Here is a 23756-nt window from a genome sequence, read left to right on the forward strand (position 1 = left end):
GCCGGTCGCAATGCCCGCAGGGGCGGGAATGCTGTAGGTATGTCTTGCCCGGACAGGCATTATATGGTCATAGAACCTGTACTGTGAAAGGGAAAGGGGCAGGCTCGACCTGCGCCTGCGGCCGGTTCGGCCAGACCAACACGATGGGATGGGAAGATGGCAATAGCGATGATTCGCCGTGGATGCGCGGCAGTGGCGGGCTTGGCTTCGGCGGCTGCGCTGACTGGGGCGGCTGCGGCGCAGGACGTAATCGGGGACCTGCCGGTGATCGGCAAGCCCGTCGACGGCGGCATGGGGTTCCAGCCGGCAGCGACGGAACTGGCGCGCGATCAGCAGTGGCTGGACCATTTCGTGCTGGTGATCATCGCGGTGATCACGGTCTTCGTCTGCGGCCTGCTGCTGGCGGTGATCCTGCGCTTCAACTCGCGCGCGAACCCGGTTCCGGCCAAGTTCACCCACAACACCGCGCTGGAGATCGGCTGGACCTTGGTTCCCGTCCTGGTGCTGATCGCGATCGGCGTCTTCTCGTTGCCGATCCTGTTCCGCAGCCAGGAAATGCCCGAGAACCCGGACGTGGTGATCAAGGCCACCGGCCACCAGTGGTACTGGTCCTATGAATATCCCGACAACGGCGTGAGCTTCGACAGCCTGATGCTGCCCGAGGAGGATCTGGCCGAGTACGGCTATGCCCCCGAGGAATACAAGCTGGCGACCGACACCGCCGTCGTCGTGCCGACCGGCCAGAACGTGCTGCTGCAGGTGACCGCCAGCGACGTGATCCACAGCTGGACCATCCCCGCCTTCGCCGTGAAGCAGGACGCCGTTCCGGGCCGCATCGCCCAGGCCTGGTTCAACGTCGAACAGGAAGGCACCTATTTCGGCCAGTGCAGCGAGCTGTGCGGCGTGAACCATGCCTACATGCCCATCGTCGTGAAGGCCGTCTCTCCCGAGGTCTATGCCGAGTGGGTCGCCTCGCAGGGGGGCAGCATGGGCGACGAGGTCGAGCAGACCGCCGCCCTGACCACCCCGGTCGAGGTCGCAAGCGCCGACTGAACCGACAAGCCGTTCGGGGGTGGCCCGCAGCCGCGCCCCGGACAAGCCAAACCGTGAAGGCCCGATGACCGACATCAACGCATATGACGCAAGCCCCGAGGGCGAGTTCCGCGATTACGTCGCGCTGCTGAAACCGCGCGTGATGTCGCTGGTGGTCTTCACCGCCTTCGTGGGCCTGTGGGTCGCGCCGGTCGACGTGCATCCCTTCATCGGCTTCTGCGCCGTGCTGTTCATCGCGCTTGGCGGCGGGGCCTCGGGCGCGCTGAACATGTGGTACGACCGCGACATCGACGCGGTCATGAACCGCACCCGTTCGCGCCCCATCCCCGCGGGCCTCGTGCAGGAAAACGAGGCGCTCGGCCTCGGGATCGTGCTGAGCGTCATCTCGGTGATGATGCTGGGGCTGGTGGCCAACTGGTTCGCCGCCGCTTTCCTCGCCTTCACGATCTTCTTCTATGCCGTCGTCTACACCGTCTGGCTCAAGCGCTCGACCCCGCAGAACATCGTCATCGGCGGTGCGGCGGGGGCGTTTCCGCCGATGATCGGCTGGGCCTGCGCGACGGGCGGCATCGGCATCGAATCCATCCTGATGTTCATGCTGATCTTCGTCTGGACGCCGCCGCATTTCTGGGCGCTGGCGCTGTTCATGAAGGAAGATTACCACCGCGCGGGCGTGCCGATGCTGACGGTGACGCATGGCCGCCGCTCGACCCGCCGGCACATCCTGGCCTATGCCGTGGCGCTTGCGCCCTTCGCGATCGGGCTGGGCCTGACCTCGGTGGGCGGGCCGCTGTACATGGCGGTGGCGGTGGTGCTGAACGTGGCCTTCCTGCGCGGCTGCTGGCAGATCTTCCGCCGGTCCGAGGATCAGGCGATCGCCGACGACTATGCCGTTGAGAAGCGCGTCTTCCGGCTGTCGCTCTATTACCTGTTCGTGCATTTCCTCGCGCTGCTGATCCAAAGCTGGCTGGGGGGCTGGTAATGCGTACCGAACACGAACTGCACTCGCGCCGCCGGTCGCGCAATGTCGGGCTTGGGCTGGTTCTTCTGGCCTTCGTCGCGCTGGTCTTCGCGCTGACCGTGGTCAAGGTCCGCCAGGGCGACCTGATGGAGGCGTTCGACCATAGCCCGCGCGTCTCGCTGACACCGGCCGAGACCGAGGAGGCCGAATGAAGCGCCTGAGCCCCGAGGCCCGCACCGTCACCGCGCTTCTGGCCGTCGTCCTGACCATGGGCGCGCTGGCCTGGGCCGCCGTGCCCTTCTACAACTGGTTCTGCCGCGTGACCGGGTTCGGCGGCACCACGCAGGTCGCCGAAAGCGCCTCGGACGAGGTCCTGGACGAGATCGTGCGCGTGCGCTTCGACGCGAATGTGGACGACAATCTGGGCTGGACCTTCCGGCCCATGCAGACGCGCATGGACCTGCGCATCGGGGAAAACGGGCTGGCCTTCTACGAGGCCATCAACAACACCGACGAGCCGCTGACGGGGACCGCCAGCTACAACGTCGCCCCCGAGGTGTCGGGCTATTATTTCATCAAGGTCGAATGCTTCTGCTTCACCGAGCAGACGCTTCAGCCCGGAGAGCGGATCGAGATGCCGGTCAGCTTCTTCGTCGATCCCGAACTGGTCGAGGATCGCGACGCGTCCTGGGTGCGCGACATCACCCTGTCCTATACCTTCCATCGGACCGAACCCAAGAGCGCTGCGCTTGACACGGGCACGTCCGGGACCATCAACTGACCTGAAGACAAAGAGGGGGCCTCTGGGGATCCAACGATGGCGCACGCAAAGAACCACGATTACCACATTCTGCCGGCCTCGATCTGGCCGTTCCTCGCCTCGGTGGGGGTGTTCGTCATGCTGTTCGGCGCCGTCGCATGGATGACCGGGGATGTCACCGTGATGGGCGCGCCGCTCACCGGTCCCTGGGTCTTCGCGATCGGCCTGATCGCGACCTGCTATGTCGCCTTCGGCTGGTGGGCCGATGTCGTCCGCGAGGCTGAATCGGGCGATCACACCCCGGTCGTGCGCATCGGCCTGCAGGTCGGCTTCATCCTGTTCGTGCTGTCCGAGGCGATGCTGTTCGTGTCGCTGTTCTGGAACTTCATGAAGAACGCCCTCTATCCGATGGGCGAGCAGAGCCCGATCACCGACGGCGTCTGGCCGCCCGAGGGCATCCAGACCTTCGACCCCTGGCACCTGCCCTTCATCAACACGCTGATCCTGCTGCTGTCGGGCGTGGCCGTCACCTGGGCCCACCACGCCTGGGCGCACGAGGGTGACCGCAAGACGACCATCAACGGCCTGGCCATCGCCGTCGTCCTGGGCGTCTTCTTCACCGGTCTGCAGGCATACGAATACAGCCACGCGGCCTTCGGCCTGGCCGACACGGCCTATGCCTCGGCCTTCTACATCGCGACCGGCTTCCACGGGCTGCATGTCATCATCGGCACGATCTTCCTGCTGGTCTGCCTGATCCGCTTCATGCGCGGCCAGATGACCCGCGACCAGCATATCGGCTTCGAGGCCGCCGCCTGGTACTGGCACTTCGTCGACGTGATCTGGCTGGTGCTGTTCGCCGTCATCTACGTCTGGGGCAGCTGATCCCCCAATCGCGACGACAGGGCGCGCGGGGGATGTCTCCCCGCGCGTTTTTCGTCATGGCCCGCCGGAAAGCCCATGCGCCGCTATCTGTTTCCCGTCCTGATCGGCATCGTCGGATGCGCCATCCTGGTCCAGCTGGGCTTGTGGCAGCTGGACCGTCGCGACTGGAAGGAAGCGATGCTGGACCAGATCCGGCAGGGGATCGACGCCGAACCGGTCCCGCTGCCCGCCGATGTCGATCCCTCGATGAAATACCTGCCCGTGACCGTCGCCGGCACCACCTCGGGGGCCGAGATCGACGTGTTGTCCCACACCAAGGAACAGGGCGCGGGCTATCAGGTCGTGTCGCGCTTCATCACGGATGACGGACGTGCGATCCTGCTGGACCGGGGCTTCGTGCCGCAGGACGACCGGCACCTGCACCGCGGCCCGACGCGCCTGCAGGTGACGGGCAACCTGCACTGGCCGCAGGATGCCAGCGGATCGACCCCCGCGCCGAACCTGGACGAGAATATCTGGTTCGCCCGCGACGTGGACGCCATGGCCGCCCAGCTGAACACCGAGCCCGTCTTGGTCGTCGCCAGCTTCGTGCAGGGCGACAACCAGGGCGCCGACCCCATCCCCGTCGCGATCGAGGGGATACCGAACAACCACCTGTCCTATGCCCTGCAGTGGTTCATGATCGCCGCCACATGGGCGGTGATGACACTGGCGCTGATCTGGCGTATCAGGCAGCGCAGCTATTGAAGGATTGCCGATGCGTTACGTCTCGACCCGCGGAGAGGCCCCGAGCCTGGATTTCGAACAAGCCATGCTGTCCGGTCTGGCGCGTGACGGGGGGCTGTACCTGCCCGAGACGATCCCGACCATCGACGGCCTGGACCGGATGGACGGCCTGTCCTACGAGGAGATCGCCTTCCGCGTGATCCGCCCCTTCACGGGCGACTGCTTCACCGACGCGGAACTGCGCGGCGCCATCGACCGCGCATATGACCGGATCAGCCATGCGGCCCGCGCGCCGCTGGTGCAGCTGGCCCCCGGCCATCACCTGCTGGAGCTGTTCCACGGCCCGACGCTGGCCTTCAAGGACTTCGCGATGCAGCTGATCGCCCAGCTGTTCCAGATCGCGCTGAAGCGGTCCGGCCAGCGGATCACCATCGTGGGCGCGACCTCGGGGGATACCGGCTCCGCCGCGATCGAGGCGTTCAAGGGCATCGACAATGTCGACGTGTTCATCATGTACCCGCATGGCCGCGTCTCCGAGGTGCAGCGCCGCCAGATGACCACGCCCGACGCGCAGAACGTCCACGCGCTGGCGCTGACCGGCCATTTCGACGACTGCCAGGCGCGGCTCAAGGACCTGTTCAACGACCACGATTTCCGCGACACCGTCGGGCTTGCGGGCGTGAACAGCATCAACTGGGCGCGGGTCGTGGCCCAGATCGTGTACTATTTCACCGCGGCGGCCAGCCTCGGGATGCGCCCGACCGATTTCTGCGTGCCGACCGGCAATTTCGGCGACATCTTCGCGGGCAGCATCGCGCGCCGCATGGGCCTGCCGGTCCGTCGCCTGATCGTCGCCACGAACCAGAACGATATCCTGCACCGCGCGCTGACCACCGGCGAATATCGCGTGGGCGAGGTTGCGCCCTCGATAAGCCCGTCGATGGACATCCAGGTCAGCTCGAACTTCGAACGCGCGCTGTACCTGGCCTATGACAAGGATGCGGGCGCGATCGGCCAGCTGATGGACGAGCTGAAGGCCGGCGGCTTCTCGATCAGCCAGGGCGCGCTGGAAACCCTGCGCGACGAGTTCCTGTCGGGCCGCGTCGGCGAAGAGGAAACCACCGCCCAGATCCGCGCCACCCGCGATGCCACGGGCGAAATCCTGTGCCCCCACAGCGCCATCGGCGTCGCGGTGGCCGAACGCAACATCGAACCGGGCGTCCCGATGGTCACGCTGGCCACCGCCCATCCCGCGAAATTCCCCGACGCGGTGGAGAACGCCATCGGCGAACGCCCCGGCCTGCCGCTGCACATGGCGGGGCTGTTCGATCTGCCCGAACGCGTCACCCGGGTTGAAAACGACGTCGAGGCGCTTAAATCGCTGATCCTCGACCGGAGGACGAATTGAACCAGGACCCCAACAGCCGACTGACGACCCTTCCCAACGGCCTGCGCATCGTCACGCGCCAGATGCCGGGGCTGCATTCCGCGGCCCTGGGCGTCTGGGTCAGCGCGGGCGGGCGCAACGAGCGCGCCGAACAGAACGGCATCGCGCATTTCCTCGAACACATGGCGTTCAAGGGCACCAAGACCCGCAGCGCCCTGCAGATCGCCGAGGCGATCGAGGATGTGGGCGGCTATATCAACGCCTATACCTCGCGCGATGCGACGGCCTATTACGTGCGCGTGCTGGAACAGGACGTGGACCTGGCCTTCGACGTCATCAGCGACATCGTCCTGAACCCCGTCTTCGATCAACGAGAGATCGAGGTCGAGCGCGGCGTGATCCTGCAGGAGATCGGGCAGTCGCTGGACACGCCCGACGACATCATCTTCGACTGGCTGCAAGAGGCCGCCTATCCCGACCAGCCCATCGGTCGCACGATCCTGGGCCCGGCCGAGCGTGTCAGCGGTTTCGGCCGCGAAGATCTGGCGGGTTTCGTGACCGAGCATTACGGCCCCGGCCAGATGATCGTCGCGGCGGCAGGTGCGGTCGATCACGACCGCATCGTGCGCCTGGCCGAGGCGACGCTTGGCCATGTCGCGCCGCGTCCGCAGGCCAAGCGCGAGGGTGCACGTTGGCAGGGCCTCGAATTCCGCCGCGACAAGCAGCTGGAACAGGCGCATTTCGCGCTGGCGCTCGAGGGGCCGGGCTATCACGCGCCGGACTTCTACGCCTCGCAGATATTCTCGGCGGCGCTCGGGGGCGGGATGTCCTCGCGGCTGTTCCAGAAGATCCGCGAGGAGCGCGGCCTGTGCTACACGATCTTCGCGCAGTCGGGCTTCCATGACGATACCGGCATGATGACCGTCTATGCGGGCACCGGCGCCGAGGATCTGGGCGATCTGGCGAACCTGACCATCGACGAGATCAAGCGCGCCGCCGAGGACATGACCGAGGCCGAGATCGCGCGCGCCAAGGCGCAGCTGCGCGCGGGGCTGCTGATGGGCCTCGAAAGCCCGTCCGCGCAGGCCGAACGCGCGGCGCGGACGCTGGCGATCTGGGGCCGCGTGCCCGATCCCGCCGAGGTGGCCGAGCGTATCGCCGCGGTCACCGCGGCCGATGTCCGCGCCCATGCCGAAGGGCTGATCGCCAATGCCCGGCCTGCGCTCGCGCTCTATGGTCCCGTGTCGCGGGCGCCGTCGCGCGATGCGTTGATCGAAAGGTTGGCCGCATGATCATGGCGCGGCGACGTTCCTTCCGGCTGGACGCCGAACGGATCGTGCTGCGCCTGCCCCAACATACGGATTTCACGGCCTGGAGCACCCTGCGTGCCGAAAGCCGTGACTTCCTGACGCCGTGGGAGCCCGTCTGGGCCCCCGACCACCTGACCCGCAAAAGCTTTACCAACCGCGTCTACTGGGCCGCCCGCGCCAGCAGGCAGGGCAGCGCCTGGCCGCTGTTCATCATGCGCCGCGACGGGGTTCTGGTGGGGGCGATCACGCTGGACAACATCCGCCGCGGCCCCGCGCAATCGGGCACGATCGGGTACTGGATCGGCCAGCCGCACGCGCGGATGGGCTACATGGCCGAGGCGATCGGCGTGCTGGTCCATCACGCCTTCACCACGCTGGACCTGTCCCGGATCGAGGCCGCCTGCCTGCCCGAGAACGCCGCCTCGCGCGGGGTCCTGGAGAAGTCCGGCTTCAAGTACGAGGGCGTCGCCCAGAGCTATCTGCAGATCGCGGGGCGCTGGCGGAACCACGTCCTCTATTCCAACCTGCGGCTGGACAGGCGCGGCCGCACCGATATCCGCTGACAGGTTGCCCATGCTGAACCCCGCCGACGACCGCCTTGCCGCCCGCCTGCCCGAAGGCGTCCTGCGAGAGGTCACCCCCGCCCATGTCGAGGAACCGCGCGGGCGTTTCCGCGGTCAGGCGGGCCTTGTCGCCGCCCCCCGCGACGCCGAGGAATGCGCCGCCGTCATCCGCGCCTGCGCCGAAGCCCGCGTGGCTGTCGTCCCGCGCGGCGGCGGCACGGGCCTTGTCGGCGGCAACGTCATGCCCGACGGCCCCGCGCCCCTGGTCCTGTCGATGGAGCGGATGACCGCCATCCGCGCCACCTGGCCCGAGGAAGGCGTGATGATCGCCGAGGCCGGGGCGACCCTGCAATCGGCCCGCGACGCTGCGGCAGCGGTGGGGCGCCAGTTCCCGCTGTCCCTGGCATCGCAGGGCAGCGCCCAGATTGGCGGCGTGCTGTCGACCAATGCGGGCGGGGTGAACGTGCTGCGCCACGGCAATGCCCGCGCCCTGTGCCTGGGCGTCGAGGCGGTCCTGCCCTCGGGCGAGGTCATGCGCGACCTCAAGCGGCTGCGGAAGGACAATACCGGATACGACATGCGCGACCTGTTGATCGGGGCCGAGGGCACGCTTGGCGTGATCACTGCGGCCTCGTTGGTGCTGGCGCCGCTGCCCGCCGAGACGGGCGTCGCGATGATGGTCGTGGACAGCCCCGCGTCTGCGCTGTCGCTGCTGTCGCTTGCGCAGGCGCGCATGGCGGGCGGCGTCACCGCGTTCGAGCTGATCTCGGGGCAGGGGATGCGCTTCCTGTCCGAGGCGTTTCCGGACATGCGCCAGCCCTTCGACCCCGCGCCCGAATGGATGGCGCTGATCGAGGTCGGCCTGCCTGCGGGCCTGTCCGCCGATGCAGCACTCGAGGGGCTGTTCACCGCTGGCCTTGATGCCGGGCTGGTCAGCGACGGCACCGTCGCGCAATCGGGCCAGCAGGCCGCGGACCTGTGGGCCCTGCGCGAACATATTCCGCTGGCCAACCGCCATGTCGGCGCGATCGCCAGCCACGACATCAGCCTGCCCCTGTCAGAGGTGTCGCGCTTCATCGCGGATGCGGGGGCGATGATGGCGGGGCAGGGCGACATGCGCATCAACTGCTTCGGCCATCTGGGCGACGGTAACCTGCATTACAACCTGTTCCCCGCCAAGGGGCGCGTGCGCGAGGAATACGACGACCGCCGCCGCGACCTGTCGCGGATGATCCACGAGATGGTCGTCGAACGCGGCGGCTCGTTTTCGGCCGAACACGGGGTGGGGCGGCTGAAGGCGCAGGACCTGGCCCGTTGGGGCGATCCGGTGCGCCTGTCGGCCATGCGGGCCATCAAGGGGGCGCTGGACCCCCTTGGCATCATGAATCCGGGTGCCGTCCTGGCTCAGTGACCGTCGAATTCGCACAGCGCGTGGACGGGCATGTCCATGCCCTCCAGCAGCTTGCGCCCGCCCAGGTCGGGCAGGTCGATGACGAAGGCGCAGCCCACGACCTCGGCGCCCAGGCGGCGGCACAGCTTGATGCTGGCCTCGGCGGTGCCGCCGGTCGCCAGCAGGTCGTCCACGATCAGCACTCGTTCGCCCGGCTTCAGCGCATCGTCATGGATCTCCATCACGGCCTCGCCGTATTCCAGCTGATACGCCTCGGAGATGACGGTGCCGGGCAGCTTGCCCTTCTTGCGGATCGGCACGAAGCCCGTGGACAGTTGGTGCGCCACCGCGCCGCCCAGGATGAAGCCGCGCGCCTCGAGGCCCACGACCTTGTCGATCCGGTCCCCGGCATAGCCGTGCAGGATCTGGTCCACGGCCATGCGGAACCCGCGCGCATCGGCGAACAGGGTCGTCACGTCGCGGAAGATGATGCCTTCCTTCGGGAAGTCGTGAATGCTGCGGATGTAATCCTTGACGCTGCGGCTCATGCCGGACGCTCCATCTCGAACAAATCGGTCACGGCGGCATAGTCCTTGTAGCCCAGGCGTGCAATCCAGCCGCCAGCCGCGCGGGGGTCGAAGCGCCCGTCCACGATGCAGTCGTCGCGCATGTGCACGCCCGTCACCACGCCGAAGACGGCAAAGTTCGACTGACCGGCCAGCGGCACGATCTGCGTCATGCGGCATTCCAGCGACGCGGCGGCGTCGCGCACGCGCAGGCAGTCGATCGTGTCGCAGGGGGCCATGTCGATGCCGGCATGTTCGGCCTCGGACTGTCCGGCGGGCAGCGGCGCCGAGGTCGCGTTCAGCGCCTCGCGCAGGTCGCCCGTGCCGATATTGACGCAGAAGACGCCGCTTTCGATGATCTGGGCCACGCTGTCCTTGGTGCCCCCGCGATCGGGTTTCGCCCCGGTCGAGGCGAACATCACCTGCGGCGGCACATAGGCGACCGCGTTGAAGAAGCTGTAAGGCGCAAGGTTGTCGCCCTGCTTGCCGCGGGTCGAGATCCAGCCGATGGGGCGCGGGGCCACGATGGCGTTGAAGGGGTTGTGCGGCAGGCCGTGTCCGGCTTCGGGGCGATAGAACATGGGCGGCCTCCTGGAATGATGCGCGCCCAAACTGCCACCGGATTTCTTCAGGTGCAATGTTCCGCAGGGCCGGGTGGCGTGCTATGCGCCGCGCGAAGACGTGCAGGAGGTGCAATGTACCGGATCCACCCCGAGACGCCCGCCGACACCCCCGAGGTCGAGGCGCTCTATGATCTGTGCTTCGCGCCGGGTCGGACGGCGCTGTCCTCCTATCGCCTGCGGGACGGGGTCGCGCCGGTCGCGCCGCTGTGCCTTGCGCTGCGCGGGGACGGGGACGCGCTGCTGGCGGCGATCCGGTTCTGGCCGGTGCGCGTGGCCGGTCGCAAGGTGCTGCTGCTGGGGCCGATCGCGGTCCATCCCACCGCCCAGGGCGAGGGGCTGGGCGCGATCCTGATGCGCGACAGCCTGGAGCGGGCGCGGCAGATGGGCTTCGGGCGCGTCCTGCTGGTGGGCGATGCCCCCTATTATTCGCGCTTCGGATTCGCGAAGCTGGACGAGGTGGTGATGCCGCCGCCGACGAATCCCGACCGCGTCCTGGGTCTGGAACTGCGGCCCGGCGCGTGGGTTGGTGTGACGGGGCAGGTGACACGCGACGAGGCCGCCCCCCGCGATTGAAGGATGCACCATGACCGACAAGCGCCCGATGGTCCTGCCGCCGATCACCGACCCTTCCGTTCATGAACAGATCGACCGGCTTGCACGCAGGCATCTGGCCGCCGGGGGCATCGGCATCGACCTGCTGACCCGCCTTGGCAGCAGCGCCGAGGGGTTGCTGGACCGCCTGCCGGGTTTCGTGCGCAGCAGGCTGGACGGGGCGACCCGCGCCGCCCTGTCGCGGGCGTTCCGCGCGGCATCGGGCAGCCGCCGCGTGACGCGGGATCGGGGCGACGTGTTCAACCGCATGGCATCCACGCTCAGCGGGGCCGCCGGGGGGATCGGCGGTTTCGCGGGTGCGCTGGTGGAATTGCCCTTTACCGTGACATTGCTGCTGCGGGCGATGCTGGACATCGCCGCCGAACACGGGCTGGACCCCGATGACGAGGCCGTGCGCAAGGAATGCCTGCGCATCTTCGCCGCCGCCGGCCCGATGGAGGATGACGACAGCACCGATATGGGTTTCCTTGCTGCGCGGATGTCGGTCACCGGTCAGACCGTGCAGGGCCTCATCAGCAAGGTCGCGCCGCGCCTGTCGGTGTCCCTGGGACAGAAGATGGCCGCGCAGGCGGCACCGGTCTTCGGCGCGGTGGTCGGTGCCTCGATCAACTATACCTTCGCGCGGTATTACCAGGAGATGGCGCGCGTCCATTTCGGCCTGATGCGGCTGTCGCAGGAAACCGGCCTGCCGCAAGAGGCCCTGGCCGAGGCGCTGCAGATGCGCATCCGCGCGCTGTCCCGATAAGCCTCAGCCCTGCTGTTCCAGCGACAGCGCGGTGTTCGGCACGGGCAGATCCTCGGTCGTCAACGGCCCCGAGGGACGCGCAAGCCGCGGCTTCGTCACCCAGATCAGCCGTTCCTGCGCCCGCGTGATCGCGACATAGGCAAGGCGCTTCCACAGGGGGATGCCCGCCTCGGTCCGGTTCGACCATGCGGCGGCGGAAATGTCGGGCGCGAAGACCTGCACGTCGCGCCATTGCGAGCCTTGGGACTTGTGGATCGTGATGGCGGCCCCGTGCAGGAAGGTAGCCCCCATGCGGGCGGCGAAGGGGATGAAGGGTTCCTCTTCGTCCAGCAGCTCGATCTTGACGATGGATGCCGCGGACAGGCGCGGATCCTCGGCCCCGATGACATGCAGGCGCGAGAAGCCCGGCTTGCGGCCCGGCCCCATATAGACCACCTGCGCCCCCTTGATGAGGCCGCGCGCCTCGAGGTCGATGCGCTTCTTGCGGTGCTTCAGCGGCAGCTCGATCCCGTCGCAGACCAGCGGCTCGCCCGGCAGCAAGGCATCGCCCGGCGCGCCGAAGGCGGTGCGGAAGGCATGGATCAGGCGGATGCGGGTCGCGTTGCGCCAGACCAGCACCGGGCTACGGGACATCAGGTCGCTTTCGACACGTTCGGACCAGACCACACGGTCGTCGCGGCGGGCGGCGTCGCGGATCATGCGCTCGAACGCGTCGAAGGTCAGGCTGTCATCGGCCAGCGCATGGGCCAGGTCCAGGATCGGGCTGTCATCCGATTGGCGGTGGATGCGGTCCAGGTACAGGCGCTGCTGGGGGGCAAGGCGGTCGAAGACCATTTCCCCGGACTGCCCGACGGGCGCCAACTGCGCCGGATCGCCGAACAGGACCAGCGTCGGGAAGATCTCTCGCAGGTCGTCGAACTGCTTCTCGTCCAGCATGGACGCCTCGTCGATGAGGCCCACGTCCAGCCCTTCCTCGCGCCTGCTCCAGCCGCGGATGAAATCGGACCCGCGCAGGCCCGCCGCCGCCAGTGCGCCCGGAATGGATGCGTGCTGCTGATAGAAGGCCAGCGCGCGGTCCAGCGCCACATCCTCCAGCCCCTCGATGTTCGGGCGGTCGCCCTGGCCCGTCAGCCATTCGGCGATCTTCTCGTATTCCGGATCGTAGACGGGGGTATAGAGGATGCGGTGGATCGTCGTCGCCGGAACTCCGCGCATCCGCAGCACGAAGGCCGCCTTGTTCGTGGGGGCCAGGATCGCGACCGACCGGCGGTCCTTGCGGCGGCGTCCCTCCCAGTCGGGGCTGATCAGGTCCACGCCCGCGGCCAGCAGGGCCTTGGTGATCTGCGACAGGATCAGCGTCTTGCCCGAGCCCGCCTTGCCGATCACGGCCATGACGCGTCCCTTGCCCTCGGTCGCGGGGGCGACCTCTTCGGCGGTCAGGTCGATGCCCGCGGCCTCGAAGGTTTCGGCCAGCCGGTCCCAGGCGGTGGCCTGGTCGGGCGAAAGGGTCAGGGCGGCGGAGGTCTGGGTCATGCGCCCTGAGATAACGCGGCGGGCACGGAAAGCGAAGCCCCGCAATCGCGGGGCCTCGTGCAGGCTTCAGTCGCGTGCGGCCAGCGCGTCCTCGAAGGTGCGCAGCCCGGTGACGGGGGACTGGACCAGGACGGCCATGTTCCCCGGCTTGTGCTGGTTGCGATACATCTGCATGTGCGCGGCCGGGATCTCGGCCCAGGGGAAGACCTCGGACATGCAGGGATCCAGCCGGCGTTCCAGCATCAGCTTGTTCGCCGCGCTGGCCTGCTTGAGATGGGCGAAATGGCTGCCCTGCAGGCGCTTCTGGTGCATCCACATGTAGCGCACGTCGAAGGTGCAGTTGAAGCCGGTGGTGCCCGCGCAGATCACGACCATGCCGCCCTTCTTGCAGACGAAGGTGGACACGGGGAACGTCGCCTCGCCCGGATGTTCGAAGACGATGTCGACATTGTTGCCCTTGCCGGTGATGTCCCAGATGGCCTTGCCGAACTTGCGGACCTCGTTGAACCACTCCTTGTATTCGGGGGTGTTCACGGTGGGCAGCTGGCCCCAGCAGTTGAACTCCTTGCGGTTGATGACACCCTTGGCGCCGAGGGACATGACGAAGTCGCGCTTGTCCTCCTCGGAGATGACGCCGATCGCGTTGCCGCCCGCCGCGTTGATCAGCTGGATCGCATAGGACCCGAGCCCGCCCGATGCACCCCAGACCAGCACGTTCATGCCGGGCTTCAGCTCGTGCGGTTCATGGCCGAACAGCATCCGATAGGCGGTGGCCAGCGTCAGCGTGTAGCAGGCCGATTCCTCCCATGTCAGGTGCTGGGGGCGAGGCATCAGCTGCTGCGCCTGCACGCGGGTGAACTGGGCGAAGCTGCCATCCGGCGTCTCGTATCCCCAGATGCGCTGCGTTGGCGAATACATCGGGTCGCCGCCGTTGCAATCCTCGTCGTCGCCATCGTCCTGGTTGCAATGGATCACGACCTGGTCGCCGACCTTCCAGCGCTTGACCTTGTCGCCGACCGCCCAGACGATCCCCGAGGCGTCCGACCCCGCGATGTGGAAGGGCTGCTTGTGCACGTCGAACATGCTGATCGGAACGCCCAGTCCCGCCCAGATGCCGTTGTAGTTGACGCCCGCGGCCATGACCATGACCAGCACCTCGTTGCTGTCGATGGCGGGCGTGTCCACGACCTCGAGCTGCATCGCCTTGTCGGGCTCGCCCTGGCGGTCGCGACGGATCGCCCAGGCATGCATCCTGGCGGGCACATGGCCCAGGGGCGGCATCTCGCCGATGTCATAGAGATCCTTCACGGGCGCCTGATAGGGCGCGATCGGGTTCGGGGCGTCCAGGGCCATCGTGTCGTCTCCTTCCCTTTGCCGCGGCGCAGAATCGCCGCTGATGGTCATCTTGCTACGGCAATACTGCGCAACATTGCAACTGTTGTGAACCATATTCGGTAATTTTATGTCTGCCGCGACGCAGCGTATTCCGCGCCGCGGCGAATTGACGGGGCAGTTTTGTTTCTGTAACGATCCCCGTGATGCAATTTTATTGCGGGTGTGATGCGATGACCCAGAAGGACAAACCCTGGCTTTTCCGGACCTATGCGGGGCATTCGACGGCGGCGGCGTCGAACGCGCTGTATCGTGCGAACCTGGCAAAGGGGCAGACGGGCCTGTCGGTGGCCTTCGACCTGCCGACACAGACCGGCTATGACAGCGACCACGTCTTGGCGCGCGGCGAGGTGGGCAAGGTCGGCGTGCCCGTCTGCCACCTGGGCGACATGCGCGCGCTGTTCGACCAGATCCCGCTGGAGCAGATGAACACCTCGATGACGATCAACGCGACGGCGCCCTGGCTGCTGGCGCTGTACATCGCCGTGGCCGAGGAGCAGGGCGCCGACATCGCGGCGCTGCAGGGCACGGTGCAGAACGACCTGATCAAGGAATACCTGTCGCGCGGCACCTATATCTGCCCGCCCGCGCCCAGCCTGGCGATGATCACCGATGTCGCGGCCTATACGCGCACGCATCTGCCGAAATGGAACCCGATGAACGTCTGTTCCTATCACCTGCAAGAGGCCGGCGCGACGCCCGAGCAGGAGCTGGCCTATGCCCTGGCGACGGCCATCGCGGTGCTGGACGATCTGAAGGGCAAGGTCCCGCCCGAGGGGTTCCCGGCAATGGTCGGGCGCATCAGCTTCTTCGTGAACGCGGGCATCCGCTTCGTGACCGAGCTGTGCAAGATGCGCGCCTTTACCGAGTTGTGGGACGAGATCTGCCGCGAGCGTTACGGCATCGAGGAGGAGAAGTTCCGCCGCTTCCGTTACGGCGTGCAGGTCAACAGCCTTGGCCTGACCGAGCAGCAGCCCGAGAACAACGTCTATCGCATCCTGCTGGAGATGCTGGCCGTCACCCTTTCGAAGAATGCGCGCGCGCGTGCGGTGCAGCTGCCCGCCTGGAACGAGGCATTGGGCCTGCCGCGCCCCTGGGACCAGCAATGGTCGCTGCGCATGCAGCAGATCCTGGCCTACGAGACCGACCTGCTGGAATATGGCGACCTGTTCGACGGCAACCCGGTGATCGCGGCCAAGGTCGAGGAGCTGAAGCAGGGTGCCCGCGACGAGCTGGCGGCGCTGGACGGGATGGGCGGCGCGATCGCGGCCATCGATTACATGAAGGCGCGGCTGGTCGAATCGAACGCGGCGCGGCTGGGTCGGATCGAGACGAACGAGACGGTCGTCGTCGGCGTCAACCGGTGGGAGCAGGGCGAGCCTTCGCCCCTGACGGCGGGGGATGGCGGCATCATGGTGGTCGATCCGGCGGTGGAACAGGATCAGGTGGACCGGCTGCAGGCGTGGCGCGAGGCACGCGACGAGGGGGCCATCGAGGCCGCCCTCGCCGCGCTGCGCGTGGCCGCGCAGAAGGGCGCGAACATCATGCCGGCATCCATCGAGGCGGCGCGTGCGGGTGTCACCACCGGCGAATGGGCGGGCGTGATGCGTGCCGTTCATGGCGAATATCGCGGGCCGACCGGCGTCTCTGCCAGCCCGTCGAACCGGACCGAGGGGCTGGACGACATCCGCGAGGCGGTGGACGCTGTCAGCGCGCGGCTGGGGCGCCGGCTGAAGTTCCTCATGGGCAAGCCGGGTCTGGACGGGCATTCCAACGGGGCCGAGCAGATCGCCTTTCGCGCCCGCGACTGCGGCATGGACATCACCTACGAGGGGATCCGCCTGACGCCCGAGCAGATCGTGTCCCGCGCGCAGGAGGAGGACGCCCATGTCGTCGGGCTGTCGATCCTGTCGGGCAGCCACCTGCCGCTGATCGAGGACGTGATGGCGCGGATGCGCGCGGCGGGGCTGATCCATGTGCCCGTGATCGTCGGCGGCATCATCCCCGACGAGGACGCGGCGCGGCTTCTGGGGATGGGGGTCGCGCGAGTCTATACGCCCAAGGATTTCCAGCTGAACGCCATCATGCGCGACATCGTCGTGCTGGCCGAACCGGAAACCGCCGCCGCCTGATGCGCGGATTGTCACCGAGCGCGGTTTGGTGATTTGAACCCGCGCCCGCCGCCGCTGTTGAAAGGGCGAAACGGCAGGCGGAGGTTCGATGCCCGGAACGAGTGACAGGAACAGCGCCATCGACCCGATGCGCATGGGGTTAGCGCTGAGCGTGATCGCGCTGCATACCGGCTTTCCCGACGGGCTGTCGGGACAGGCGCAGCAGGTGTTGATCAACGGGCTCTATCGCCTGGCGGTGCCGGTCTTTGCGCTGATCTCGGGGTTCTTCTTCCTTGGCGCGATGCGGTCGGGCAGGGGGGCGGGCTTCGTCTGGCGGATCCTGTCGCTCTATGTGATGTGGATGGTCGTCTATCTGCCGATCTATGGGCCGGATCTGTCATCGGTCGGACATGCGGCGCAGCTGTTCTTCTTCGGGTATTTCCACCTTTGGTTCCTGCCGGGGCTGGCGGTGGGCGCGCTGCTGGTGATGGCGCTGCGGGGCCGTGTGGCAGTCGCCATTGCCGCGCTGGCCTGCGCAGTCGTGGGGCTGGCGCTGCAATGGGCCGTCCTGTCGGGGCGGGCGACGATCCAGCTGGATTTCTATCGCAACGGGCTATTCGTGATCTTTCCCTTCTTCGCGACGGGCTGGCTGCTGGCGGGGGCGGACAGCCTGCCACGCATCCGCGGGCATTGGGTCGCATTGGCATTGGCCGCCGTCATGGCCGAAAGCCTGCTGTGGTACCGCATCGCGGGCGGAGGCTTCGGGGTGGACAGCATGGCCAGTCTGTTCGTCGCGGCGCCGCTGGTCTTCCTGGCAGCAAAGCAGGTCGGCGGGGATTGGGACGGCAAGCGCATCGCCTCGATGGCGGCCTTCGTCTATTTCATCCACATCCTGATCATGATCACCGCCAGCCGCTTCGGGCTGGAGGGCAACGCCAAGGCGGTCTTCGTCATGGCGGTCAGCACGGCGCTGGCCTGGTGGCTGGGCGCACCGCGCAGGCGGCCGGTCCTGTCGCTGCTGACCTGATGCCTGGAACGAAAAACGCCGCCCGGATGGGCGGCGTTTCCGTGTTCGCGTGGCGCGTGGCTCAGAAGCCCAGGCCTGCGTACTTGTTCTTGAACTTCGACACGCGGCCGCCGGTATCCATGAGGCGCGAGCTGCCGCCGTTCCATGCCGGGTGCGTGGTCGGATCGATGTCCAGCGACATGGATTCGCCCTCGGCGCCCCAGGTCGACCGGGTCTGATAGACGGTGCCGTCCGTCATCTTGACTTCGATCATGTGGTAATCGGGGTGGATGTCCTTTTTCATCGGGCGACCTCTCAGGCGTTGGCTTTGGGCTTGTAGTTGGTCTTTTCGGCGATACGTGCCGATTTGCCGCGGCGTGCGCGCAGGTAGTACAGCTTCGCGCGGCGGACCTTGCCGCGGCGGACCACTTCGATCGAATCGATGTTGGTCGAGTACAGCGGGAACACGCGTTCCACGCCTTCGCCGAAGCTGATCTTGCGCACGGTGAAGCTGGCGCTGATGCCGTTGCCGCCCTTGCGCGAGATGCAGACGCCTTCATAGGCCTGAACACGCGTACGGGTGCCTTCGGTCACCTTGTAGCCGACGCGAACGGTGTCGCCGGCCTTGAAATCGGGAATGGTCTTGCCGAGTTCAGAGATCTGCTCGGCTTCCAGTTGGGCGATCAGGTTCATCGCTATGTTTCCTCGTCATGCTCGCGGTGATTCCGCGATTGGTCTGATGCGCCCGAGAGCTGTCGGTCCTTTGCCGGGTCCATACCGTCCTGGTATGCCCGCCACAGGTCGGGGCGGCGTTCCTTGGTCAGCCTTTCGGCCTCACTGGCCCGCCAAGCATGAATGGCCGCGTGATTTCCCGACAGAAGAATGTCGGGGATCTCGCGACCGTCCCATTGGGCGGGTTTCGTGTACTGGGGGGCCTCCAGAAGACCCCGATTGCCGACGGAAAAGGATTCCTCGGCCAGCGAATCCTGATTCCCCAGCACGCGCGGTATAAGGCGGACCGTCGTGTCGATCAAGACCTGAGCGGCAATCTCTCCTCCGGTGAGGACATAGTCGCCGATGCTGATCTCCTCGACCCCGTGGGCGTCCAGGACGCGCTGGTCGACGCCCTCGAAGCGGCCGCAGATCAGGGTGACGCCGGGGCCCTGCGCCAGTTCGCGCGCGCGGGCTTGGGTCAGCGGCTTGCCGCGCGGCGACATGTAGATCACGGGCAGCGGGCTGTTGCCCGCCGCGTGGCGCAGCGCCTGGTCCATCACGTCGGCGCGGATGACCATGCCGGCCCCGCCGCCCGCGGGCGTGTCGTCCACGTTGCGGTGCTTGCCCACGCCGAATTCGCGCAGCGGCACGGTTTCCAGGTTCCACAGGCCCTGCGACAGGGCCTTGCCTGTCAGCGACAGGCCCAGGATGCCGGGAAACGCCTCGGGGAACAGGGTGACGATGCGCGCGGTCCATGCGCCCATCACCTGCGGTTCCGCCATCAGTTCGCGGGGGCGCAGGCTGGGGCGCATGGTCAGGCGGCCATGCGATTTGGGCTCCTGGCTCATTCCGCGTCTTCCGCGGCGTCCTCGCCCGGCGGGTCGGCGATGATGCGGCCTGCGGTCAGGTCCACCGTGGGGACGATCTCGCGGGTGAAGGGCAGCAGCACCTGTCCCGCGGGGCCCGTCACCTCGAGGATGTCGCCCGCGCCGTGATCATAGATCGCGTGCACGCGGCCAAGCGCCACGCCGCCCGCATCGAAGACCTGAAGCCCGATCAGGTCGGCATGGTAGAATTCGTCGTCGGGCAGCGAGGGCAGCGCCTCTCGCGGGGCCCAGAGGGTGGTGCCCTTCAGCGCCTCGGCCTCTTCGCGGGTGGCGATGCCCGTCAGGCGCGCGCCAAGGCCGCCGGTCACCGGGCGGGTCAGGTCGATCCGGAAGCTGCGCTGCCCGTCCTCGGTCGTCAGCGGGCCATAGGCCGCGATGTCCGAAGGCTCGGCGCAGAAGCTTTTCAGGCGAACCTCGCCCTGAACCCCGAAGGCTCCGGCAATGGCACCGACGCAGATCTTGTCCGTCATTGCTGATGACCCTTGCGGTTGTCGGGAAGAAAATGGCCCGGCGGGGTGCGCCGGGCCATCCTGCATCACTCGGCGTCGGCCGAAGCTGCGGCGGCCTTCTCGGCACGCTCTTCGGCGCGCTTGGTGGCCTTCGCACCCGGAACGGCCTTCTTCAGGTTCTGGCGGGTCGCCTTCTCGCGGACGCCTGCGGCTTCCAGGAAGCGCGCGATGCGGTCGGTCGGCTGGGCGCCCTGGGCGATCCAGTGCTGGACGCGCTCGACGTCCATCTTCACGCGCTCTTCGCTGTCTTTCGGCAGCAGCGGGTTGTAGGTGCCCAGCTTCTCCAGGAAGCGGCCGTCGCGCGGCATGCGCGTGTCGGCTGCGACGATTGCATAGTGGGGACGCTTCTTCGAACCACCACGGGCGAGACGGATTTTAACGGCCATTTGAGTTTCTCCTTTGAATGGCAGATGTCGCGGCGCGGCGGCGCCTTACGACTGATAGCTTTCGTGATGCCGGATCACTTCGGCGATCACGAAGTTCAGGAATTTGCGCGCGAATTCCGGGTCGAGATCGGCCTCGCGCGCGAGGCGTTCCAGCCGCTCGATCTGGGTCGCCTCGCGGGCGGGATCAGAGGGTGGAAGATCGTGTTCGGCCTTGAGATGGCCGACCGATTGCGTGTGCTTGAACCTTTCGGCAAGCGTATAGACGATGATCGCGTCCAGCCGGTCGATGCTGGCGCGGTGTTCCTTCAGCAGCTCGGCTGCGCGGAGTGCGGGATCGGTCATGCGGCACCTTTCGAGGAACCCGCCGGATGGCGGAAGACAAGACAGGGCCGATCCGAGGCCGGCGCCTTCGCGGTATCGTCGAGCGTGGCCCCCAGCCGTTCGGCCAGCGCGATGGACCGCGTGTTCCGCGCATCGACATAGCTGACGGCCGTATCCCAGCCAAGCGTGCCGAAGGCGTGATCGCGCGCGGCAACGGCCGCCTCGTGGGCAAAGCCGCGACCCTCGGCGGCCCCGGACCAGATCGTCCAGCCGATCTCTCGTTCGGGCCAGCCTGCGGGGAACCACGGGCCCGCCATGCCGATGGGCGTGTCGTCACCCTTCGCCGTGATGGCGAACGTCCCCCAGCCGCGCATCACCCAATGGCCGATGACATGCCCGAAGGCGCGCCAGACCTTGCCCTCGTCGAAATCGCCGTCGCGGACGAACCGGGCGCGATCGGTGGACATGAAGTCCCGCCAATGCGGCCAGTCGCCCGCCGCCGGTGCACGCAGCACCAGCCGGTCGGTCTCGATCCGGGGGGTGGGGGACAGCTGGATCATTTCTTGCCGAACATCCCGCCCAGGCCGCCGGGGAGGCCGGCCTTGCCCAGCTGACCGCCCAGGCCCTTGGGGTCCTGCAGCATCTTCTGGGCCTCGGCCATCTTCTCGGGGTCCATGTTGGCCATGTCGGGCAGCCCGCCGCCCTTGCCGGTCATGGCGCGCATGGCCTGCTTCAGCATGCCGCCCTTGCCCATCTTGCCCAGCTTCTTCATCGTGTCGGCCATCTGCTTCTGCATCTTCAGCAGGCGGTTCAGCTCCGACACCTCGAGGCCGGCGCCCGCGGCGATCCGCTTCTTGCGGCTGGCCTGCAGCAGGTCGGGATTGGCGCGCTCCTTCTTGGTCATCGAGTTGATGAGCGCGATCTGGCGGCGCACGACGGTGTCGTCGTAACCGGCCGCCTCGGCCTGCTTGGCCATCTTCTGCATGCCGGGCATCATGCCCATGATCGACTGCATGCCGCCCATCTTCTGCATCTGTTCCAGCTGGCCCTTGAGGTCGTTCATGTTGAACAGACCTTTCTGGAAGCGCTTCATCATGCGCTCGGCCTGCTCGACCTCCAGCACTTCCTGCGCCTTCTCGACCAGGGCGACGATATCGCCCATGCCCAGGATGCGGCCCGCGACGCGCTGCGCGTCGAAGGCTTCCAGCGCGTCCATCTTTTCGCCCAGGCCGACGAAGCGGATGGGCTTGCCGGTGACCTGGCGCATCGACAGGGCGGCACCGCCGCGCCCGTCGCCGTCCATCCGCGTCAGCACCACGCCCGAGATGCCGACCTTACCGTCGAACTCGGTCGCGACGTTCACGGCGTCCTGGCCGGTCAGGCCGTCGACGACCAGGATCGTCTCGCGCGGGTCGGCGATGTCGCGGACCTGCTGGACCTCGGACATCAGGGTCTCGTCGATATGCAGGCGGCCGGCGGTGTCCAGCAGCACCACGTCGTAACCCCCGAGCGATGCCTGCTGCTTGGCGCGCTTGGCGATCTGGGGCGCGGTCTGGCCCGGCACGATGGGCAGGCAGTCGACGCCGATCTGCTGGCCGAGGATGGCCAGCTGCTCCATCGCGGCCGGGCGGTTCGTGTCGAGCGAGGCCATCAGGACGCGCTTCTTCTCGCGGTCCTTCAGGCGCAGGGCCAGCTTGGCGGTGGTCGTGGTCTTGCCCGAGCCCTGGAGGCCGACCATCAGGATGGCGGCGGGCGGGTTGTCGATGCGCAGCGCCTCGGGGGCGTCCTCGCCCTGCAGGACGCGGATCAGTTCGTCATGGACGATCTTGACGACCTGCTGGCCGGGGGTGACCGATTTCGTGACGGCGGCGCCGGTGGCCTTCTGGGTGACGGCCTTGACGAAGCCGCGCGCCACCGGCAACGAGACGTCGGCCTCGAGCAGGGCGACGCGGACCTCGCGCATGGCGGCGGTGACATCGTCCTCGGACAGGGCACCTTGCTTGGTCAGCCGGTCGAAGACGCCGCCAAGACGGTCGGAAAGGTTCTCGAACATGGCCGGGCCTCCTGATGGCTCCAATACGGTTTTGCCCCCGTGGGCGCGACGCGCTGACGGGGGGCGATCCCCGCGCCATGCGGGGACCGGAAGGACGGCCTTCCGGGAATCCCGGGTTGCTTAGGGGATTCCCGTGTCCGAGTCAATCGTCCCGGTCAGTGCCTGACGGTTCCCATGGGCAGCACCAGGCTGACCCAGTCGTCCTTCATGTCGCTGCTGAAGGGCGGAATGCCCAGGTCGCGCGAGAATCCGCGCTGGACGGCGGCGTCGATCGACGGCCTGCCGGAGCTGCGCAGGATGTTTGCCTGCCGGACGCTGCCGTCGCGCGCGATGACCAGCCCGACCTCGAGCGAGATGCCCATCATGTGGCCTTGGCCGACAAGGCTGGACCCCATCCGCCGCATCGCGGCCTCGAGCGCGCCGGCGGTGGCGCGGCTCCATTCCTCGCGGTTCTGCACGGAAACGGGCGCGGTCCCGAACGAGGTCTGGGCGGACGCCTGCCGCGGAAACGAAACGACCGCAGGCCCGGCGATCAGGGCTGCGGTCAGAAGAAGCGCGAATGCACGCATGGTGAAATGATCCCTTGGAAAAATACGACCGGACCAGTTGCACCGGTCCGGTCGCATTCACCAAGCGGTTTCGCGGATCAGGCCGCGATTTCCTGCAGCGCGGCCTCGGCGCGTGCCATTCCGGCATCACGGTCCATCGCAAGGCCGTCGGCGGGCACGAAGGTCACGTCCGTGATGCCCAGGAAGCCCAGCATGTGACGGACATAGCCCGAGGCGTGGTCCAGGTCCGACCCGAAGGGCGTGCCTGCGGCAGCATAGGCGACGATGGCGCGCTTGCCGGTCAGCAGGCCCTCGGGGCCCTCGGCGGTATAGCGGAAGCTGATGCCTGCGCGGGCGATCTGGTCCAGCCAGTTCTTCAGCTGCGCGGGCAGGGTGAAGTTGTAGACCGGCAGCCCGATCACCAGCGTGTCGGCATCCTGCACCTCGGCCAGCAGCTCGTCCGAGATCTGGACGTGGCGCTCCTGCGTGGGGGTGGGGTTATCGGTGCCGACGCGGACGGCGGTGAACCACTCGCCGTCGATGGGCGTCACGCCCTGGTTCAGGTCGCGATAGGTCACCCTGGCCGCGGGGTTCGCGGCGGTCAGGCGAGCCACGACGTCGGCGGTCAGCTTGCGGGTGACGGATTGGTCGCCGGTGATGGCGCTGTCGATATGCAGGATGTTCATCGGAAGATCTCCGCTTCATGTTGGATTGC

The 23756-nt window shown here is 67.4% G+C and carries 28 protein-coding genes; 14 read left to right on the top strand and 14 right to left on the bottom strand.

All coding sequences use genetic code 11. From position 1 onward, the window contains the following. Positions 1-168: 168 nt before the first annotated feature. The 10 genes from coxB (at position 169) to QMZ16_RS11750 (ending at position 9056) form a co-directional block, all read left to right on the top strand. Positions 169-1053: a cytochrome c oxidase subunit II gene (coxB, locus tag QMZ16_RS11705; RefSeq protein ID WP_040595973.1), complete on the top strand. Its 885-nt coding sequence runs from the start codon at positions 169-171 to the stop codon at positions 1051-1053. Between the two features lie 64 nt (positions 1054-1117). Then, positions 1118-2035 carry a heme o synthase gene (gene cyoE / locus QMZ16_RS11710; RefSeq protein WP_022707720.1) on the top strand — a complete coding sequence of 306 codons (918 nt, stop codon included), beginning with the start codon at positions 1118-1120 and terminating at the stop codon, positions 2033-2035. After that, a complete protein-coding gene (locus QMZ16_RS11715) occupies positions 2035-2226 on the top strand; it encodes a hypothetical protein (protein ID WP_156845233.1) in 192 nt (63 codons plus the stop codon). The genes cyoE and QMZ16_RS11715 overlap by 1 nt, the downstream gene beginning before the upstream one ends. Next, complete coding sequence (locus QMZ16_RS11720; RefSeq protein WP_282603400.1) at positions 2223-2795, top strand: cytochrome c oxidase assembly protein; 573 nt, start codon at positions 2223-2225, stop codon at positions 2793-2795. The genes QMZ16_RS11715 and QMZ16_RS11720 overlap by 4 nt, the downstream gene beginning before the upstream one ends. Positions 2796-2831: 36 nt before the next feature. Continuing rightward, the gene (locus QMZ16_RS11725) at positions 2832-3659 is read left to right on the top strand and encodes a cytochrome c oxidase subunit 3 (protein WP_022707718.1); all 828 of its coding nucleotides are present in this window, start codon (positions 2832-2834) and stop codon (positions 3657-3659) included. 75 nt (positions 3660-3734) lie between these two features. After that, complete coding sequence (locus QMZ16_RS11730) at positions 3735-4406, top strand: SURF1 family protein (protein ID WP_282603401.1); 672 nt, start codon at positions 3735-3737, stop codon at positions 4404-4406. 10 nt (positions 4407-4416) lie between these two features. Then, positions 4417-5793, top strand: a complete 1377-nt coding sequence (thrC, locus tag QMZ16_RS11735; protein WP_282603402.1) for a threonine synthase — start codon at positions 4417-4419, stop codon at positions 5791-5793. Continuing rightward, positions 5790-7064 (top strand): pitrilysin family protein, encoded by a 1275-nt coding sequence (locus QMZ16_RS11740; RefSeq protein ID WP_022707715.1) that lies wholly within the window; start codon positions 5790-5792, stop codon positions 7062-7064. The genes thrC and QMZ16_RS11740 overlap by 4 nt, the downstream gene beginning before the upstream one ends. After that, positions 7064-7645, top strand: a complete 582-nt coding sequence (locus QMZ16_RS11745; protein ID WP_282603433.1) for a GNAT family protein — start codon at positions 7064-7066, stop codon at positions 7643-7645. Before QMZ16_RS11740 ends, QMZ16_RS11745 begins: the two co-directional genes overlap by 1 nt. Before the next feature lie 10 nt (positions 7646-7655). Next, positions 7656-9056 (top strand): FAD-binding oxidoreductase, encoded by a 1401-nt coding sequence (locus QMZ16_RS11750; RefSeq protein WP_282603403.1) that lies wholly within the window; start codon positions 7656-7658, stop codon positions 9054-9056. Here the strand turns inward: QMZ16_RS11750 and QMZ16_RS11755 are convergent. Next, entirely contained in the window at positions 9050-9583 is a 534-nt protein-coding gene (locus tag QMZ16_RS11755; protein ID WP_022707712.1) for an adenine phosphoribosyltransferase, read from the bottom strand. The genes QMZ16_RS11750 and QMZ16_RS11755 overlap by 7 nt on opposite strands. Next, positions 9580-10182: a flavin reductase family protein gene (locus QMZ16_RS11760; RefSeq protein ID WP_282603404.1), complete on the bottom strand. Its 603-nt coding sequence runs from the start codon at positions 10180-10182 to the stop codon at positions 9580-9582. Before QMZ16_RS11760 ends, QMZ16_RS11755 begins: the two co-directional genes overlap by 4 nt. A gap of 114 nt (positions 10183-10296) precedes the next feature. Between QMZ16_RS11760 and QMZ16_RS11765 the strand changes: the two genes are divergently transcribed. After that, positions 10297-10797, top strand: coding sequence for an N-acetyltransferase (locus QMZ16_RS11765; RefSeq protein ID WP_282603405.1), 501 nt, complete (start codon positions 10297-10299; stop codon positions 10795-10797). A 10-nt stretch (positions 10798-10807) separates the two neighbouring features. Then, positions 10808-11581, top strand: coding sequence for an EcsC family protein (locus QMZ16_RS11770; RefSeq protein WP_282603406.1), 774 nt, complete (start codon positions 10808-10810; stop codon positions 11579-11581). Between the two features lie 3 nt (positions 11582-11584). On the opposite strand, the gene QMZ16_RS11775 is transcribed toward QMZ16_RS11770, so the two are convergent. Then, positions 11585-13114, bottom strand: coding sequence for an AAA family ATPase (locus QMZ16_RS11775; protein ID WP_282603407.1), 1530 nt, complete (start codon positions 13112-13114; stop codon positions 11585-11587). Between the two features lie 66 nt (positions 13115-13180). Continuing rightward, entirely contained in the window at positions 13181-14467 is a 1287-nt protein-coding gene (ccrA, locus tag QMZ16_RS11780) for a crotonyl-CoA carboxylase/reductase (RefSeq protein WP_282603408.1), read from the bottom strand. Positions 14468-14652: 185 nt separating this feature from the next. Here ccrA and QMZ16_RS11785 point away from each other — a divergent pair, with 185 nt between their 5' ends. After that, a complete protein-coding gene (locus QMZ16_RS11785; RefSeq protein WP_282603409.1) occupies positions 14653-16638 on the top strand; it encodes a protein meaA in 1986 nt (661 codons plus the stop codon). 88 nt (positions 16639-16726) lie between these two features. Then, positions 16727-17644 carry an acyltransferase gene (locus QMZ16_RS11790; protein ID WP_282603410.1) on the top strand — a complete coding sequence of 306 codons (918 nt, stop codon included), beginning with the start codon at positions 16727-16729 and terminating at the stop codon, positions 17642-17644. A 61-nt stretch (positions 17645-17705) separates the two neighbouring features. Here QMZ16_RS11790 and rpmE read toward each other — a convergent pair whose 3' ends face one another. From rpmE to QMZ16_RS11840, 10 genes are all read right to left on the bottom strand, one after another. After that, the gene (gene rpmE / locus QMZ16_RS11795; protein WP_022707704.1) at positions 17706-17927 is read right to left on the bottom strand and encodes a 50S ribosomal protein L31; all 222 of its coding nucleotides are present in this window, start codon (positions 17925-17927) and stop codon (positions 17706-17708) included. A gap of 11 nt (positions 17928-17938) precedes the next feature. After that, entirely contained in the window at positions 17939-18316 is a 378-nt protein-coding gene (rplS, locus tag QMZ16_RS11800) for a 50S ribosomal protein L19 (protein ID WP_022707703.1), read from the bottom strand. A 2-nt stretch (positions 18317-18318) separates the two neighbouring features. Continuing rightward, positions 18319-19185: a tRNA (guanosine(37)-N1)-methyltransferase TrmD gene (gene trmD / locus QMZ16_RS11805; RefSeq protein ID WP_282603411.1), complete on the bottom strand. Its 867-nt coding sequence runs from the start codon at positions 19183-19185 to the stop codon at positions 18319-18321. Continuing rightward, the gene (rimM, locus tag QMZ16_RS11810; protein WP_282603412.1) at positions 19182-19694 is read right to left on the bottom strand and encodes a ribosome maturation factor RimM; all 513 of its coding nucleotides are present in this window, start codon (positions 19692-19694) and stop codon (positions 19182-19184) included. The genes trmD and rimM overlap by 4 nt, the downstream gene beginning before the upstream one ends. 65 nt (positions 19695-19759) lie before the next feature. Continuing rightward, positions 19760-20119 carry a 30S ribosomal protein S16 gene (gene rpsP / locus QMZ16_RS11815; RefSeq protein WP_022707700.1) on the bottom strand — a complete coding sequence of 120 codons (360 nt, stop codon included), beginning with the start codon at positions 20117-20119 and terminating at the stop codon, positions 19760-19762. Positions 20120-20164: 45 nt separating this feature from the next. Beyond that, entirely contained in the window at positions 20165-20461 is a 297-nt protein-coding gene (locus QMZ16_RS11820) for a chorismate mutase (RefSeq protein ID WP_022707699.1), read from the bottom strand. Beyond that, positions 20458-21000, bottom strand: coding sequence for a GNAT family N-acetyltransferase (locus tag QMZ16_RS11825; protein ID WP_282603413.1), 543 nt, complete (start codon positions 20998-21000; stop codon positions 20458-20460). The genes QMZ16_RS11820 and QMZ16_RS11825 overlap by 4 nt, the downstream gene beginning before the upstream one ends. Beyond that, positions 20997-22493: a signal recognition particle protein gene (gene ffh, locus QMZ16_RS11830; protein WP_022707697.1), complete on the bottom strand. Its 1497-nt coding sequence runs from the start codon at positions 22491-22493 to the stop codon at positions 20997-20999. Before ffh ends, QMZ16_RS11825 begins: the two co-directional genes overlap by 4 nt. A gap of 155 nt (positions 22494-22648) precedes the next feature. Next, positions 22649-23062: a hypothetical protein gene (locus QMZ16_RS11835; protein ID WP_282603414.1), complete on the bottom strand. Its 414-nt coding sequence runs from the start codon at positions 23060-23062 to the stop codon at positions 22649-22651. Positions 23063-23139: 77 nt separating this feature from the next. Then, on the bottom strand, positions 23140-23727 hold the full coding sequence (locus QMZ16_RS11840; protein WP_282603415.1) for an NAD(P)H-dependent oxidoreductase: 588 nt from the start codon (positions 23725-23727) through the stop codon (positions 23140-23142). Positions 23728-23756: the final 29 nt, after the last annotated feature.

Source organism: Paracoccus sp. PARArs4, from assembly GCF_947311865.1.
In the GTDB taxonomy this organism is placed as follows: domain Bacteria; phylum Pseudomonadota; class Alphaproteobacteria; order Rhodobacterales; family Rhodobacteraceae; genus Paracoccus; species Paracoccus zeaxanthinifaciens.

What these genes read in the sequence shown, in the direction of transcription:
- coxB (WP_040595973.1), top strand. Translation starts at nt 169, where the DNA reads ATGATTCGCCGTGGATGCGCGGCAGTGGCGGGCTTGGCTTCGGCGGCT.
- cyoE (WP_022707720.1), top strand. Translation starts at nt 1,118, where the DNA reads ATGACCGACATCAACGCATATGACGCAAGCCCCGAGGGCGAGTTCCGC.
- QMZ16_RS11715 (WP_156845233.1), top strand. Translation starts at nt 2,035, where the DNA reads ATGCGTACCGAACACGAACTGCACTCGCGCCGCCGGTCGCGCAATGTC.
- QMZ16_RS11720 (WP_282603400.1), top strand. Translation starts at nt 2,223, where the DNA reads ATGAAGCGCCTGAGCCCCGAGGCCCGCACCGTCACCGCGCTTCTGGCC.
- QMZ16_RS11725 (WP_022707718.1), top strand. Translation starts at nt 2,832, where the DNA reads ATGGCGCACGCAAAGAACCACGATTACCACATTCTGCCGGCCTCGATC.
- QMZ16_RS11730 (WP_282603401.1), top strand. Translation starts at nt 3,735, where the DNA reads ATGCGCCGCTATCTGTTTCCCGTCCTGATCGGCATCGTCGGATGCGCC.
- thrC (WP_282603402.1), top strand. Translation starts at nt 4,417, where the DNA reads ATGCGTTACGTCTCGACCCGCGGAGAGGCCCCGAGCCTGGATTTCGAA.
- QMZ16_RS11750 (WP_282603403.1), top strand. Translation starts at nt 7,656, where the DNA reads ATGCTGAACCCCGCCGACGACCGCCTTGCCGCCCGCCTGCCCGAAGGC.
- QMZ16_RS11755 (WP_022707712.1), bottom strand. Translation starts at nt 9,583, where the DNA reads ATGAGCCGCAGCGTCAAGGATTACATCCGCAGCATTCACGACTTCCCG.
- QMZ16_RS11760 (WP_282603404.1), bottom strand. Translation starts at nt 10,182, where the DNA reads ATGTTCTATCGCCCCGAAGCCGGACACGGCCTGCCGCACAACCCCTTC.
- QMZ16_RS11765 (WP_282603405.1), top strand. Translation starts at nt 10,297, where the DNA reads ATGTACCGGATCCACCCCGAGACGCCCGCCGACACCCCCGAGGTCGAG.
- QMZ16_RS11770 (WP_282603406.1), top strand. Translation starts at nt 10,808, where the DNA reads ATGACCGACAAGCGCCCGATGGTCCTGCCGCCGATCACCGACCCTTCC.
- QMZ16_RS11775 (WP_282603407.1), bottom strand. Translation starts at nt 13,114, where the DNA reads ATGACCCAGACCTCCGCCGCCCTGACCCTTTCGCCCGACCAGGCCACC.
- ccrA (WP_282603408.1), bottom strand. Translation starts at nt 14,467, where the DNA reads ATGGCCCTGGACGCCCCGAACCCGATCGCGCCCTATCAGGCGCCCGTG.
- QMZ16_RS11785 (WP_282603409.1), top strand. Translation starts at nt 14,653, where the DNA reads ATGCAATTTTATTGCGGGTGTGATGCGATGACCCAGAAGGACAAACCC.
- QMZ16_RS11790 (WP_282603410.1), top strand. Translation starts at nt 16,727, where the DNA reads ATGCCCGGAACGAGTGACAGGAACAGCGCCATCGACCCGATGCGCATG.
- rpmE (WP_022707704.1), bottom strand. Translation starts at nt 17,927, where the DNA reads ATGAAAAAGGACATCCACCCCGATTACCACATGATCGAAGTCAAGATG.
- rplS (WP_022707703.1), bottom strand. Translation starts at nt 18,316, where the DNA reads ATGAACCTGATCGCCCAACTGGAAGCCGAGCAGATCTCTGAACTCGGC.
- trmD (WP_282603411.1), bottom strand. Translation starts at nt 19,185, where the DNA reads ATGAGCCAGGAGCCCAAATCGCATGGCCGCCTGACCATGCGCCCCAGC.
- rimM (WP_282603412.1), bottom strand. Translation starts at nt 19,694, where the DNA reads ATGACGGACAAGATCTGCGTCGGTGCCATTGCCGGAGCCTTCGGGGTT.
- rpsP (WP_022707700.1), bottom strand. Translation starts at nt 20,119, where the DNA reads ATGGCCGTTAAAATCCGTCTCGCCCGTGGTGGTTCGAAGAAGCGTCCC.
- QMZ16_RS11820 (WP_022707699.1), bottom strand. Translation starts at nt 20,461, where the DNA reads ATGACCGATCCCGCACTCCGCGCAGCCGAGCTGCTGAAGGAACACCGC.
- QMZ16_RS11825 (WP_282603413.1), bottom strand. Translation starts at nt 21,000, where the DNA reads ATGATCCAGCTGTCCCCCACCCCCCGGATCGAGACCGACCGGCTGGTG.
- ffh (WP_022707697.1), bottom strand. Translation starts at nt 22,493, where the DNA reads ATGTTCGAGAACCTTTCCGACCGTCTTGGCGGCGTCTTCGACCGGCTG.
- QMZ16_RS11835 (WP_282603414.1), bottom strand. Translation starts at nt 23,062, where the DNA reads ATGCGTGCATTCGCGCTTCTTCTGACCGCAGCCCTGATCGCCGGGCCT.
- QMZ16_RS11840 (WP_282603415.1), bottom strand. Translation starts at nt 23,727, where the DNA reads ATGAACATCCTGCATATCGACAGCGCCATCACCGGCGACCAATCCGTC.